The organism is Pseudomonas sp. GD03944, assembly GCF_029839275.1.
Classification (GTDB): Bacteria; Pseudomonadota; Gammaproteobacteria; order Pseudomonadales; family Pseudomonadaceae; genus Aquipseudomonas.
Genome location: NZ_JAOCAH010000002.1, coordinates 17,779 through 31,562 on the forward strand (window position 1 = coordinate 17,779; position 13,784 = coordinate 31,562).

The 13,784-nt window shown below is 63.6% G+C and carries 15 protein-coding genes; 11 read left to right on the forward strand and 4 right to left on the reverse strand.

Annotated features, from left to right (window positions below):
• The first annotated feature begins 154 nt into the window (after window positions 1–154).
• The 4 genes from N5C28_RS03825 (at window position 155) to N5C28_RS03840 (ending at window position 3,803) form a co-directional block, all read left to right on the forward strand.
• Window positions 155–1,630 carry an aldehyde dehydrogenase family protein gene (locus N5C28_RS03825; protein WP_279820367.1) on the forward strand — a complete coding sequence of 492 codons (1,476 nt, stop codon included), beginning with the start codon at window positions 155–157 and terminating at the stop codon, window positions 1,628–1,630.
• A 382-nt stretch (window positions 1,631–2,012) separates the two neighbouring features.
• On the forward strand, window positions 2,013–2,564 hold the full coding sequence (locus N5C28_RS03830; RefSeq protein WP_279820370.1) for an AraC family transcriptional regulator: 552 nt from the start codon (window positions 2,013–2,015) through the stop codon (window positions 2,562–2,564).
• Between the two features lie 149 nt (window positions 2,565–2,713).
• Window positions 2,714–2,896 (forward strand): polymorphic toxin type 44 domain-containing protein, encoded by a 183-nt coding sequence (locus N5C28_RS03835; protein WP_279821058.1) that lies wholly within the window; start codon window positions 2,714–2,716, stop codon window positions 2,894–2,896.
• Window positions 2,897–3,110: 214 nt separating this feature from the next.
• Window positions 3,111–3,803 (forward strand): YetF domain-containing protein, encoded by a 693-nt coding sequence (locus N5C28_RS03840; protein ID WP_279821059.1) that lies wholly within the window; start codon window positions 3,111–3,113, stop codon window positions 3,801–3,803.
• 36 nt (window positions 3,804–3,839) lie between these two features.
• Here the strand turns inward: N5C28_RS03840 and N5C28_RS03845 are convergent, their stop codons facing one another.
• A complete protein-coding gene (locus tag N5C28_RS03845) occupies window positions 3,840–4,379 on the reverse strand; it encodes a hypothetical protein (protein ID WP_279820372.1) in 540 nt (179 codons plus the stop codon).
• A 270-nt stretch (window positions 4,380–4,649) separates the two neighbouring features.
• On the opposite strand from N5C28_RS03845, the gene N5C28_RS03850 reads away from it, so the two are divergent.
• On the forward strand, window positions 4,650–5,096 hold the full coding sequence (locus tag N5C28_RS03850; protein ID WP_279820374.1) for a hypothetical protein: 447 nt from the start codon (window positions 4,650–4,652) through the stop codon (window positions 5,094–5,096).
• A gap of 44 nt (window positions 5,097–5,140) precedes the next feature.
• Here the strand turns inward: N5C28_RS03850 and N5C28_RS03855 are convergent, their stop codons facing one another.
• Both N5C28_RS03855 and N5C28_RS03860 read right to left on the reverse strand, forming a co-directional pair.
• Entirely contained in the window at window positions 5,141–5,722 is a 582-nt protein-coding gene (locus tag N5C28_RS03855; RefSeq protein ID WP_279820377.1) for a hypothetical protein, read from the reverse strand.
• 70 nt (window positions 5,723–5,792) lie between these two features.
• The gene (locus tag N5C28_RS03860; RefSeq protein WP_279820380.1) at window positions 5,793–7,097 is read right to left on the reverse strand and encodes an FAD-dependent oxidoreductase; all 1,305 of its coding nucleotides are present in this window, start codon (window positions 7,095–7,097) and stop codon (window positions 5,793–5,795) included.
• Window positions 7,098–7,364: 267 nt separating this feature from the next.
• Here N5C28_RS03860 and N5C28_RS03865 point away from each other — a divergent pair, with 267 nt between their 5' ends.
• The 5 genes from N5C28_RS03865 (at window position 7,365) to N5C28_RS03885 (ending at window position 12,512) form a co-directional block, all read left to right on the forward strand.
• The gene (locus tag N5C28_RS03865; RefSeq protein ID WP_279820381.1) at window positions 7,365–8,798 is read left to right on the forward strand and encodes a PLP-dependent aminotransferase family protein; all 1,434 of its coding nucleotides are present in this window, start codon (window positions 7,365–7,367) and stop codon (window positions 8,796–8,798) included.
• A gap of 183 nt (window positions 8,799–8,981) precedes the next feature.
• Window positions 8,982–10,298 (forward strand): PAS domain-containing methyl-accepting chemotaxis protein, encoded by a 1,317-nt coding sequence (locus N5C28_RS03870; protein WP_279820384.1) that lies wholly within the window; start codon window positions 8,982–8,984, stop codon window positions 10,296–10,298.
• 316 nt (window positions 10,299–10,614) lie between these two features.
• Entirely contained in the window at window positions 10,615–11,070 is a 456-nt protein-coding gene (locus N5C28_RS03875) for a nuclear transport factor 2 family protein (RefSeq protein ID WP_279820386.1), read from the forward strand.
• Window positions 11,063–11,494, forward strand: coding sequence for a PaaI family thioesterase (locus N5C28_RS03880; RefSeq protein WP_279820388.1), 432 nt, complete (start codon window positions 11,063–11,065; stop codon window positions 11,492–11,494). The genes N5C28_RS03875 and N5C28_RS03880 overlap by 8 nt, the downstream gene beginning before the upstream one ends.
• Before the next feature lie 4 nt (window positions 11,495–11,498).
• On the forward strand, window positions 11,499–12,512 hold the full coding sequence (locus N5C28_RS03885) for an alcohol dehydrogenase catalytic domain-containing protein (RefSeq protein ID WP_279820390.1): 1,014 nt from the start codon (window positions 11,499–11,501) through the stop codon (window positions 12,510–12,512).
• 5 nt (window positions 12,513–12,517) lie between these two features.
• On the opposite strand, the gene N5C28_RS03890 is transcribed toward N5C28_RS03885, so the two are convergent.
• Window positions 12,518–12,985: a MarR family transcriptional regulator gene (locus tag N5C28_RS03890; RefSeq protein WP_279820392.1), complete on the reverse strand. Its 468-nt coding sequence runs from the start codon at window positions 12,983–12,985 to the stop codon at window positions 12,518–12,520.
• 90 nt (window positions 12,986–13,075) lie between these two features.
• Between N5C28_RS03890 and N5C28_RS03895 the strand changes: the two genes are divergently transcribed.
• Complete coding sequence (locus N5C28_RS03895) at window positions 13,076–13,684, forward strand: glutathione S-transferase N-terminal domain-containing protein (RefSeq protein ID WP_279820393.1); 609 nt, start codon at window positions 13,076–13,078, stop codon at window positions 13,682–13,684.
• Window positions 13,685–13,784: the final 100 nt, after the last annotated feature.

Consider the following 13,784-nt stretch of genomic DNA (forward strand, 5'->3'; position numbering starts at 1 on the left):
AGGGGGAAGCACATCATTGCCAACCTCTCTCTGTGCGCCGTTTCCAGAGATGCCGTTGGTGCCAACCAGAGTGACCTAATGGTCACCGAACGGATCGCAACCATGCGGGGACAGGTCCCGATACTTCACATCAGGCAACACGCAGGAGTTAGCCATGAATATTCATACCCCACACGCATCCAGACATGCGTTGAATTGGGTGGGTGGCGAGTGGATGGGCGGGGATACGATCCGTGGATCCATCAACCCTGCCACCTACGAGGTCATAGGTACCTATGCCGAAGGGGGTGTTGAAACCGCCGAAGCGGCCATCGCCGCGGCGAAACGCGCAATGCACGAGACCGATTGGGTGCACGATCGCAAGCTGCGCGCGCGCGTGCTCGACAACCTTGCAGACGTGTTCGAACGCAACCGGGGCGAGCTTATCAAGATCCTCTGCACCGAAAACGGCAAGATTCAACGCGAGGCCAGCTTCGAAGTCGATCTTTGCGCGCCGTCACTGCGATATTTTGCCGGTATTGCGCGCACTGAGGCCGGACGGGTCGTGGATTCCAAGCCGGGCAGAATCGCGATGATGATGCGACAGCCGATGGGCGTGGCGGGAATCATCGTGCCTTGGAATTCCCCGATAATCCTGACGGTACGATCACTCGCACCTGCATTGGCGGCCGGCTGTGCGGTAATCGTCAAGGTGCCGGGCAAGAGCGCGCAGATCGCCTCGACCTTATCCAAGATCTTCAGCAACGTAACGGCACTGCCCCGCGGCGTGATTAATATTTTTACCGACGAGACTGGCGATGGAGCCAAGCATCTGGTCGCCTCACCGAAGGTTCCGATCATCAGCTTTACCGGTAGCACGGGCACCGGCAAGGCGATCGCGCTCAGCGCCGCACCACACTTCAAGCGCGTTGGACTGGAGCTCGGTGGAAAGACGCCATCGATCGTGTTCGACGATGCCGATCTCGATCTAGCGCTACCGATCCTCGAAAAGTCAGTGACGGTGTTTGCGGGCCAATTCTGTGTGACGGGTCAGCGGGTGATTGTGCAGGAAGGGATCGCCGACGAGTTTCGCAAACGCTTTGCCGAGCGCCTACGCACGGTAAAGGTCGGGCCTGCAGCAGACCTGTCGAGCGACATGGGCCCGATGATCGACCGCGAGAACGTCGAGCGCGTCGATAACCTAGTTGAGTGCGCCATTGCGCAGGGCGCGGAGGCCATTGTGCGAGGCGGTCCGGTGGTCGAAGGCCCGCTGTCGAAAGGCGCATTCTTTCGCCCCGCGTTCCTAGAGGTGAACGATCCGACGATGCCAATCGTCCAGGAAGAGACGTTCGGGCCGGTGGTCACCATGCAGAGGTTTGCTACGGAACAGGAAGCCGTTGTGTTGGCCAATGACAGCATCTATGGCCTGGGAGCGAGCATCTGGACGCGCGATCTCTCCAAAGCGCTGCGGATCGCGCCCCGTATCGAAGCGGGTATGGTCTGGATCAACGAGTGGGGCGCACTCGGCGAAGACACCGAAGAAGGCGGTTCCAAGCAGTCGGGCCTCGGCCGTCTGAATGGTGTGGCTGCGATTGAGGACTTCACCGAGATCAGAACGATCACACTCAACCCGGGCCAGATAAGTAACTAAGCGTGCTCTTATGTCATGGTGCGATACGTCAATACCAGGGCAACTTCAACTTCAGCGATCAAGGTGTCGCCCAACAGTGTAATCATGAGAATGTCGATGTATTTTGGCGGCAAATGCCACGCAACTGGACATCTAGTTCATCTAGCCCCACTAGTGGGGCCATAAAAGTACGGAATAAAGAAACAGTCGTTGACTGCAGTACATGTGTACCGGTTGAGTCAGTTTGCTTCTTTGAGCGGTTCCCGCAAATTTTGGCGGCGCTACAAGCATCAAAAATATTTCTCAAATAATTGTCATGATCTCAATTATTTTGAGAACCACCCATTTGGCCATCTCGTAAGTAACACTCATGAATTAACCACCCAATCTTGGGGCGCGAGCTATGAACGGAATTATCGATACGGGTATCATGTTGAGTAACCGTGACACCGGTCATCCTGATCGTGCAGAACAAGCAAGACGACTGTTGATGTTGCTAATGGAGACGGAAAGGGCAATTTATCGTGATCCTGACATCGCTTCGACTTATCTGAATCAGGCAATTAGCTTGCTGACGGTCACCAAGCATAACAAACAAAACCCATGCAGGCCTCGCGGAGGGCTGGCGAGTTGGCAGATATCACGAGTAGATAAATTCATAACTGACAATATCAGCAGCAGTATACGGACAATCGAGCTTGCCTCATTGCTAAGGTTGAGCGTCAGCCATTTTACACATGCGTTCAAACAAACGACCGGCACGACCCCTTTGATATATATAGCGACCATTCGCATAAAGGCTGCGCAGCAATTCATGCTTTGCTCTACGCATTCATTAAGCGACATTGCGCTAAGTCACGGCTTCTGTGATCAGGCACACTTTTGCCGTGTATTCAGACGGGAAACAGGCTTGTCGCCACAAACTTGGCGAAGGTTATATGCCTCTAACGCCTGACTATTTGATCCATGATTTCAAAAGCTTCCTGGATATGCGCGCCTTTCACCGCCTGATTTTCAGGCAATGGAGCTTGATAACACCGCTGCGGCGATGGCCACTTGGGCTGAGCGGGTCGGCCGAATCGGCCATGGGATCACAAGTCCGCGATTGGGCAACAGTTCGGCGGGGCTTGGCAGAATTGCGGTCAGATGGACTACGTCTACGATATCTGGTCGAACATCCACTATGGCTACGTAAGACGCGCGGGATTTTTTTCTGAAAGCGTTCTGCCGGACGGCGCAGGACTTGAGCAGATTGCATCAGACTCCATTCGGAAAATTCAGAAATGAGACGAACGAAAAGGGCCTCACCGCTCAGCGGACATCAAGAGAATGAGGGCTTGGGATGACATCGGCGACCGGATTTCCATCAGCATCCAACCAAAAGGGGACAGATTTATTTTCATAACCCCGGGTGTGCCTGACGGCACCTGCTCGCGTGAAACTGATCCGTTCGCCGATCCGATGGTCTCAACGGTATGTGAATCGCTCGGTGGGGCCGCAGATGATCGCTTTCGATTGGCAACGCATACTGTTGGATGATTTTCCGGTTATGTTCCTGGGCGAGGTCGCGTTTCGCGCCTTCTTCGCTTTCGCTGTCGTGTTTCTGTTTCTCAAGATCAGTGGTCGCCGTGGCATTCGCCAGTTGTCGCTGTTCGAACTGGTGATGATCCTGACACTGGGTTCGGCAGCCGGCGATGTGTCGTTTTATGAAGATGTGCCCCTGCTGCCAGTGGCAATGGTATTCGCCACGCTGCTGTTGCTTTATCGCTTCACCGTCTTTGCGATGAGTCATAGCTCGCGGCTTGAGAATTGGATGGAAGGCAAGCCGGTGACGATCATCAAGGATGGGCTGTACGAGCTGAACAGCCTGGACCGTCTCAATATTTCGTCCGACGAGTTTTTCATGGAGCTGCGTCAGCAAAGCGTCGACCACCTCGGTCAGATACGCCTCGGCATTCTTGAAACCGACGGCGATGTCAGTCTGTTCTTCTACTCCACCGAGGACACCAAGCCAGGGCTGTCTGTCCTGCCGCCGGAACACCGGCCGGTGTACGAACGGGTTCCCGCGAGTGATCTGTATGCCTGCGTCCGTTGCGGTAATACGCAACGGCTGGAAGGCCAGCAGCAAGGATGCTGCAGTCGCTGTGAGCACGGCAGTTGGTCAGTCGCGCTGACGCAGCCCCGGTTGCGCTGACACCTGCCCCTGCGGGCGGGATCTCATCTGTAACCTTTACAGCCTCACCGCACTCAACTGCAACCACAACGAAAACGCCCCCAGCACCCACCAGAACACGGCGAACAGCCAGGGCGAGCGGAGCGAGAACAGCAGGGATTTGTGGTAGTTGTCCTTGCTCGATTCATGCTCGCTGAACAGCGGGGAGTCGTCGTAGGCGTGGCCGAACTGGGGTTCGCTGCGCAGCAGGTGTTCCTGCTTGAAGTGCCAGTGGCCGATGATGTGTGCCGAGGCCTTGATGCCCGGCCAGGCGTGCAGCGAGCTGACGATACCGAGCAGCGCCAGCAGCACCGGCACCACCAGGGTGAAAAGGTCACCCCACTCGGTGTTGGCGTTGGCCATGGATGAGGCATAAGCGATCACCAGGAACGACTGCGCCGACAGGTAGGCGTTGGTGCGATTGGCCAGCAGGCTGGTTTCGTACTGGATTTCCCGCCGGTAGAAATCCAGCCGCTCTTTCGGGGTGCCGAACATCAGCGAGTTCGAGACATCGCTGGGCTCTGGGGCGGGGTTTTCAGGGGAGATGATTCTGGACACGTTCGGCTACCGTTTCGCTGGGCATCCCTGGTCGCTACACACCTGGCACGGCCTCGTGCCCCACCTGCTGGTGGGACTGGGCCGGGCAATCATCGGTTCAGACTCTTTGCGGCATGGCCAGGCCCAACCTGCCCTGAAGGCGAAGCGCGCCACACAGGCCAGCAACCTGAACGGTCGCTCAAACCGGGCATGACGCGTGGCAATGGACCGCGCAGTTGCTTAGGCTATGCGCGCCACACTCGCCTCATCCCATTTCCAGGAAGGAAACCCATGTCCGCCAACCCTTACCAGGCCCCTGAAGCCGACCTCGCACGCCCTGAAGTTCAGGTCGAGATTCCAGACAAGATCGCCAGGAAGATCAAGCACTGCTGGGTGGCCGGGGTCATCTCCTCCAGCGCCACACTGTTCCTGATCGCCAGGCTGCTGAGCAGCGGCGCGACATCCGCTAACGGCATCGATGAATGGGCACTGATCGACGTGGCGATCATGCTGGGGCTGTGCTTTGGCGTGTACAAGAAGAGCCGTGCGTGCGCGATCCTGATGGTGCTGTTCTTCACCATCGGCAAGCTGTCGATGCTTGCCGACGGCGCCTCGCTGATCGCGCTGCCCATCGCGCTGGTGTTCCTGTGGTTCTTCGCCCAGGGCGTGGTCGGGACGTTCCAGTTTCACCGCTGGAAGCGCGCGGCCAGCGCGGCCCCTGCGTCGAACATCCCGTAAGGCTCCCCTGTGCCCTGCCCGCCCATAGGTGGCAGAACACCCACTCAGGCGTGGGTGTCGACGTTCTCGCCCGGAGCAGACGCGGACGAGCTGGACGGTGAGGCGGAGTAGACCGGCGATGCCCCGTCCGGTGTAGGGCTCGCCGAGCCTACGGCGGCAGCCTCGGGAGTCTCCGCGGCCTCCCCGGTCGTGGTCGGGGCGCTGCTGTCCGCCGATTCGGCGATCTCTTGCCCGGCCTCGAGAATGGCCTGCGCGTCCGCGCTCGACGCCTCGAGGATCTTCTCTTTCTCTTCCTGTTCGGCCCGGAGCTCGGCAATGTCGACGAGGCTCTTGTTGGCCTGCTCCAGGGGCTTCAGCAGCTTCTGTTTGGCCACTTCGGACAACGACGTGTCGTTGCGGATTTCCATCATCTTCACGGAGGTTTGCAACAGCGCGCTCAACTGGCCCGAACTCATGCCCGGCGCGGACATCGGCTTGGCCATGCTGGACGCGCCCGTGGGTTTCATCGCCGAGAAGGACGCCGCCGGTTCGCTGCGCGCCGTACCGTTCTGGGCAGGGGCTGCCGGGGGCTTGGCCGCGTCGGTCCTGGTGGCTGCTGGCATGGGCGGTAGAGAAGGGATTTTCATCGTTGTCTCCTGGGATCACCGATGCATCTATCGGGTATCGGCATAGGGGGCGAAAACGTGATCAAGCACCTCACGGCTCACACGCCGCTGCAGGCTGAGCGCGCGCATGGCGGTGCTTGGGTGGAAACGGCGACAACCACAGGCGCACCGCCCGCGCCGCCTTGATGGCGCTGGCGGCGGCCGCGTCGGCGATCATGCCCTCCTCGCCCACCCAGTCGCCGGCCAGGAACAGACCCGGTGCATCGGCCACGCTGACGCCGGGGCGGGGACGATCCCAGCGCGGCAAGCCATTGGAGACGGGCATGCCGCGCAAGGTCTGCCGCGAGACTTCCAGCTCACGCCAGCCGGGCATCGCCAGGTCGGCGACGGCCTCCAGCTCGGCGACCACATCGCTGGGTGTTTCGCCAACCGGCAGGTACTTGGCGATATGCACCAGCGCCCCGCCCACCGGTGCCAACCGGGCCGAGCCGGAGTGCACGGACAGGTAGTGCGCGGTGTCGATGCCCAGGACGAAATCATGGGCCTGGGACGGAAAGCGTCGCAGCGCGAGGTCCAGGGTGCTGGCCCGCACCGCCCGCACCTGCTCCGCCGCCTTTGCCAGGGAGTCGACCTCCGGGGCCAGGGCAGCGGCTTCGTGCGGTGCAACGGCCAGGATCACGACATCGACAGTGATCGACTCGCCGCCGTGCAACAGCAGGTGCAGCCCCTCGTCGCTGCGCACCACCTGGCTGACGCGCGACTTTACGCGCAGCTCGGCCCCTGCTGCACGCGCGGCATCGGCCAGGCCGTGCACCAGGCTGATCCAGCCGCCGTCGACGTACATCGTGCCGCCGGTGGTGAGGCGAATCTGCTCCAGCAGCGCCCGTGCGGAGATCTCTTCGGCCCCGTTGGCATAGCTCGACAGGCGCCCCACGGCCTCGACCACGGCACGCACCCGGGGCGGCAGGCGCTGCTCGTCCAGCCAGTCGGCAAAGGAGCTGGCGCCCGTGGCACCGCCCATGATGGCCCTGAACACGCGGATATAGGCGAGCTTCTCGCGCAGCCCGAACAGCGAGGTGCGCAGGATCGAGCCCAGGCTCGTGGGCAGCTCATGCAGCTGCCCATCGAAGATGGCCTTGCTCGAACCCGACAGCGAGCGGCCGCCGGAATAGGCAATGCCGAAGCGGTCCAGTTCGCGCTTGAACGCGCCCTGGCAATACAGCGCGTGCGGGCCTCGATTGAACAGGAAGCCCTCGACCTCGCGGGTTCGGGCACGGCCGCCGAATTCCCCTGCTGCCTCGTGCACCACGACCGTTACCCCGGCTCGCGCCAGCTCGATGGCGGCCAGCAGCCCGGCGATGCCGCCGCCCACGATGTGAACCGTCCGTTTCGTCATTTCCCTACCTGCCTTCTGGTGATACTGCCTGCGTTCACCGCGCTGCACGCCCTGGCCGAGTGCGGCGCTGATCAGGGCGATGGCAACGCACAGGTCGACGTTGGCCAGATGCGCGTTCAGCGGCGCGTCGATCCGACGCCTGTATCCGGTCGACGAGATCCATCGGAACGAATTCATATGGTTTCTCATGTCGCAGTGCCGCTAAATTAGGCACGCCTTGGCCTAACGGACAGGGGCAAATAGTGAATGGATAAATAGGACAGCTTCATGGACCTGCAGCACCTGACACCCTCTCGGGAGCACGACGCGCCGATCTACCTACAGCTTTACCGCCGTTACCGGGAAGCGATCGCCAGTGGCCGGCTCAACCCGGGGGACAGGGTGCCCTCCGTGCGCAGCCTGGCCAGTGAGTTGAACCTGGCGCGCGGCACGGTCGAGGTGGCCTACCAGATGCTGGTGAGTGAAGGCTATTTCATGACCCGTGGCACCTCGGGCACGGTCGTCTCCCCCCACCTGGGCAACCTCCTGGAGCCCGACCACAGCGCACGTTCAGCGCTCGAGGTGTCACCAGCGCCCCACCTGACGCTCAGGTCCAGTGAAGCCCTGCCGTTCCAGCTCGGCCTGCCGGCGCTGGATGCATTTCCGCGCAAGGCGTGGGTGCGCCTGACCGGGCGCCGTTTGCGCACGCTGGAGACCGTCGCGATGACCTATCCCGATGCAGCGGGCTACGAGCCATTGCGGCGGGCCATTGCGACCTACCTGGGCATCTCCCGGGGAATCGCCTGTTCGCACGAGCAGGTATTTGTAACGGCTGGCTACCGGGGCTCGCTGGAGCTGATCTGCCGGGCGCTGCTGCAACCCGGTGACCTGGGCTGGTACGAAGAACCGGGGTATCTGCTGGCCCGGCATTTCCTCGAACACGCCGGCATGCGCCTGGAGCCAGTGCCTGTCGACGAGCAGGGGCTGAACGTAGCGCAGGGGCAGCAGCAGGCCATCGACGCGCGCTTCGCCGTGGTCACCCCCACGCACCAGAGCCCGACGGGCGTCGCCTTGTCACTGCCCCGGCGGCTGGCACTGCTGGATTGGGCGAGCCGGCGCCAGGCCTGGATCATCGAGGACGACTATGACAGCGAATTCCGCTACCACGGCCGCCCGTTGCCGGCACTGAAAAGCCTGGATCGTGACGGCCGGGTGCTCTACAACGGCACGTTCAGCAAAGTGCTGTTCCCCGGCTTGCGGCTAGCGTACCTGGTCGTGCCGCAGGCCCAGGTCGACAGGTTCAGAATCGCCGCCGCCCAGTACTCCAGCGCCGGCTCCAACATGACGCAGGCCATGGTGGCCGACTTCATGGAGCAGGGCCACTTCACCCGGCACCTGCGCAAGATGCGCCCCGTGTACGCCGAGCGGCGCCAGCACCTGGTAGAGGCGCTGGCCCAGGTGATGGGCGAACGCCTGCAGGTGCAGCCACAGGTCGGCGGCATCCAGGTCCTGACCCACCTCACTACCCGTCACAACGACAAAACCCTGGCCGCGGCGGCATGGACCCAGGGCCTGGCCGTGCATGCCCTCAGCAACTGGCGGATACAGCCGTCAGACCAGGGTGGCCTGCTGATGGGGTTCGCCAACTTTAAGACCAAGGAGGAAGCCCTCACATCGGTCCGCGCCCTGGATGCCCTGATGGCCGAAACAGGCGAGCGCTAGGCCCTATAAGGCGCTGCCACGGCGGCCTGACGGCCACGGTGACGCTGCCTTTCGGCTGAGCGACACGTCTACGACGGCAGGCGCTTCTGCGCCCGGGGAATATTGTGTAACTACACTTCAGAAACCCCCGGGCACGCCGACTATTCGGTATGGCCGTCCACTAACCAGCGAGTCGCCCCCGTCATGTTCAACAAGCAACTGAAGAAGGAACTGGAAGCGCTCCGGGAAGAGTATTCCAAGAACCAGCAGATCAAGGAGTCGATCTACGAGGAAATGCTGGTGCTGGAGCTGGACGCACGGGGGCAGATCCTGTTCGCCAACGACAACTTCATCCGGGAAATGCTCTATCGCCGTGAGGACCTGATCGGTCGTTCGGTGGAGAACTTCATCCCCGACTCGTTCCGCCGTGAAGCCAACTACACCAAGCTCAAGACCGCCCTGTCGCGCGGCGAGCACGTCAGCGGCGCCTACCGCATGCTGCGCGCCGATGGCGAGGAAGCCTGGCTGCGCTCGATCTGGCAGCCGCTGAAGAACAGCAAGGGCCAGGTCACCGGCTTCACCCTGTGCGCCAACGACCTGACCCGCACCATCGAGACCTCCAAGGAGCACGAGGGCCTGATCAATGCCCTGCTGCGCTCCACCGCCGTCATCGAGTTCAACCTCAAGGGCGAGGTGCTGACCGCCAACGACCGCTTCCTGCAGGGCATGGGCTATCGCCTGGAACAGATCAAGGGCAAGCACCACAGCATGTTCTGCGAGCCGGAGGAGTACAACTCCCCCGAATACCGCGAGTTCTGGGCCCAGCTCAACCGCGGTGAGTTCGTCGCTCACCGCTTCAAGCGCATCGACGCCCATGGCCGCGTGGTCTGGCTCGAGGCCTCCTACAACCCGGTGCACGACGCCCACGACAAGCTCTACAAGGTGGTGAAGTTCGCCACGGTGATCACCGACCAGGTGGAGCGCGAAGAAGAAGTGGCCGCGGCCGCCAGCATCGCCTTCGGCACCTCGCAGCAGACCGACGCCACCGCCAAGAAAGGCGCGGCGGTGGTCAGCGAGACCGTGGCCGTCATGCGCCGCATCACCGAGCAGGTACAGGAGGCGGCGCAGGGCATCGAGGCGCTGGACAAGCAGTCACAGCTGATCAGCTCGATCATCAAGACCATCAGCGGCATCGCCGGGCAGACCAACCTGCTGGCGCTCAACGCGGCCATCGAGGCGGCCCGTGCCGGCGAGCAGGGCCGCGGCTTCGCAGTGGTGGCCGATGAGGTCCGGCAACTGGCCGGGCGCACCAGCCAGGCGGCGGAAGAGATCGTCGAGGTGGTGCAGAAGAACCAGAGCCTGGCGCAGACCGCCGTGGACAGCATGGCCAGCAGTCGCCAGCAGGCGGAACAGGGCCTGCACCTGGCCAACGAAGCCGGCGCGGTGATCGTCGAGATCCAGGACGGCGCGCAGCGCGTGGTCAGCGCCGTCGGCCAGTTCGCCAACCAGCTGAAGACCTGATCGCACCTCGCTGGCGCTGACCGATCAGCGCCAGCGAGGCTTGCCGACGCTCCCTCCCCCTCTTCGGCACTGGCTGCCGACACACTCGAACACCGCGCGAATCAACCGCCCGCTCTCACCCTTGTGGCTGCCACCTTGGCGGTTCGCAGACGCTCGCCAGCGCCACAACCAAATGTACCCCTCCCGCCCCAAGCCTCGCCTGGTGACGGCGAAGATGGCCTGTCTTTTGTCATATCAACAATGTTGACCTAAAGAATCCGCCCCGTTTAAGTTAGCGGCACTCCCTCAGCCAGCACCGCTCCCTTGCGAGGTTTTCATGCCCGATCGCCACGCGTTGACCCAGGTGGTGGAGGCCGCCTATGCCGCCTTCTCCGCCCGCACGCCCCATGACCTGTTGCGCCTGTGCAGCGCCGATTGTCACTGGCAGGCGCCGGGGCTCATCGCCTTCATGCCTTGGGCCGGCGAGCACCATGGTCATGCCGGGGTGCTCGAGTTCGTCGGGCGGCTGGAGCGGCACCTGGAGTTCCTGCGCTTCGAGGCCAACACCCTGGTGGTGGATGCCAAGCAGGGCCAGGTGGTGGCCCTAGGCGTGGCGCACTGCCGGGTGAAGGCGACCGGCCGCCTGTACGTCAATCACTGGGCCCACCTGTTCACCCTGCGCGAGGGGCTGATCACCGCCTTCCGCGAATACCCCGACACCGCGGCGCAACTGGCCGCGATCCACCCGGCGCTGCATGGCGCTGCTTCGCCAGAGGACACCCTGCATGACTGACCACGAGATTTCCGGGCTGCAAGCCCTGCGCGCGCTGATCCGCGGCGAGCTGCCGTCGCCCTCCATCGGGCAGACCATGGGCCTGACGGCCGTGGCCGTGGAACCGGGGCGCATCACCCTGGAGGCGCGGCCTGACGGGCGCCACCTGAACCCGGCCGGTGCCGTGCACGGCGGTTTCGCCGCCACCTGCCTGGACGGCGTCGCGGCCCTGGCGCTGTTCTCCACCCTGGAAACCAGCACCGCCCATTCCACCGTGGACCTCAACGTGAAGTACGTGCGGCCGCTAACCGCCGGCCAGACCTACCGGGTCGAGGGCTGGGTCGTGGAGCGCACCCGCAGCCTGGCGATCTGCGACGCCCAGGTGCTGGACGCTGCCGGCAAGCTCTGCGCCAAGGCCACCACCACCTTCGTCATCCGGAGCTAGGCCGATGAAAGAATTGATCGTGCGCAGCCCCGGCCAGCTGGCCTGGATGGACGTGCCCTCGCCCACCCTGGCCGACGCCCGAGGCGCCCTGGTGCGCCCCATCGCGTCGGCGTCCTGCGATCTGGACCGACGCCTGATCGCTGGCGTCACGCCGTTCAAGCCGCCCTTCGCCCTGGGCCACGAATGCGTGGCCGAAGTGCTGGAAGTCGGCGGCGAGGTGACCAGCGTGCGCCGCGGCGACCTGGTGTCGGTGCCCTGGAAGATCGCCTGCGGCGACTGTCCGCAATGCCTGGCCGGGCGTGCCACTGCCTGCACCACGGTGCCGCGCCATGCCGCCTACGGCCTGCCCGCCGGCGGCCATTGGGGCGGGCTGTTTTCGGAAGTGGTGCATGTGCCCTACGCCGACGCCATGCTGGTACCGTTGCCGCCGGGGCTCAATCCCCTGGCGGTGGCCAGCGCCAGTGACAACCTCACCGACGCCTGGGTCGCCACCAGCCGCCCCCTCGCCACCCGCGACGACGCCCGGGTGCTGGTGCTGGGCGGTACGGAAAGCCTCGGCGTGCTGGCGGTGCAGATGGCAGTCGCTGCCGGTGCGGCCAGCGTCGACTACCTGGACAACAACGACTACCGCCGCGACCTGGCGCTGCGCAGCGGCGCCCAGGTCGAGTTGGACGCGAATCTCGACGAGCGCTATGACGTGGTGATTTCCGCCACCCGCGACCCGCAGGCCCTGCACCGCGGGCTGCTGGCCCTGGCGCCCGGCGGGCACTGCTCGTGCATCGGCATCATGTTCGAGGAGCCGAAGATCCCGCTGTTCGGCATGTACCTGCGTGACGTCACCCTGTCAGTGGGGGTGTGCAACGTGCGGCCGCACATCCCCACGGTGTTCGACCTGGTGGGCAGCGGGCGTTGCGATCCGATGATGGTGAGCCCGAGCGTGGTGCCCTGGGAGGAGGCGACCGAAGCCCTGGTGCAACCGCTGGCCAAGTGCATCGTGGTGCGCGAGCGCATCACGTGAGGCCGTCAGTTCAGGTGCTCGGCCAGCGAACGCATCACCCGCATCCAGGCGTCCTGCCCGCTGGCATCGGTGGTGGCGAATGCCTCGCGCAGGGCCTGGCGCTCCAGTTCGGTGGCTTTCTGCTCCAGCGCCCGGCCCGCCTCGGTGAGCGCCAGCAGTTTGTAGCGGTGGCGCTCCGGCGGGCGGGTGCAGGTGATCAGCTCCCGCTCGAACAGATGGGTCAGCGGCCGGTGCGCCGCCTGCTTGCTCACGCCCAGCGTAGCGGCCAGCTCGCCGACGTTGATCCCCTCGGCCCGGGCGATGACATACAGGATGCGGTGATGAACCCGGGACAACCCCTCGGTCTCGAGAAACGCATCCGCCTGCACCGTCAGCCCGCGAAAGCCGAAGTGCAGCAGTTCCAGGGAATGGTCGAGCGGGTCCAGCGATGCCATGCGCACCGAGGCCGTATTGATCTTCTTGTCTATGACCATGCTGCACCTGCCGACTGAATAGCGGCAAAGCCTAAGCCCTTCCCCCTCGCGGGAACAACCCGCATAACTGTCCACAACGAGCCGATATCCATGCAACTCATCAGCGCACCCGCTTCCCCCTTCGCCCGAAAAGTCCGCGTCCTGGCCAGCGAAACCGGCCTGCTGCCCCGCATCGAACTGATCGACACCGCCGTGCTGCCGGTTACCCACAACGAACAGGTCAATGCCAGCAACCCGCTGGGCAAGCTCCCGGTGCTGCTGACCGATGACGGCGAGGCGCTGTTCGACAGCCGGGTGATCTGCGAATACCTCGACAGCCTGCACGACCAGGCGCCGCTGTTCCCTGCCGAGCCCGCCGCCCGCTGGCGCACCCTGCGCCTGGCAGCCCTGGCCGATGGCCTGATGGACGCCGCCCTGCTGCTGCGCTACGAACGGGCCGTGCGCCCCGCCGAATACCAGTGGGACGGCTGGGTCGACGGCCAACTGGGCAAGGTACGCCGTGCACTGGCGAGCCTGGACGCGCAGGCGCACGAGCTGCAAGGCTCACTGAATATTGCATCGATCAGCGTGGCCTGCGCCCTGGGCTACCTGGACTTCCGCTTCGCCGACCTGCACTGGCGCCAGGATGCGCCCGCGCTGGCGGCGTTCCAGGCGGCGTTCGCCGCGCGCGAGTCGATGCGCAGCACCGAGCCGGCCTGAACCAGCGTGGGCCTCACACGCGGTGCGGTCCTACGCTGACGTGAGATGGCACCTTTGGCGCCGGTTGCAGTCTGCATCTAGTCCGCCAGCCGAACGCTGC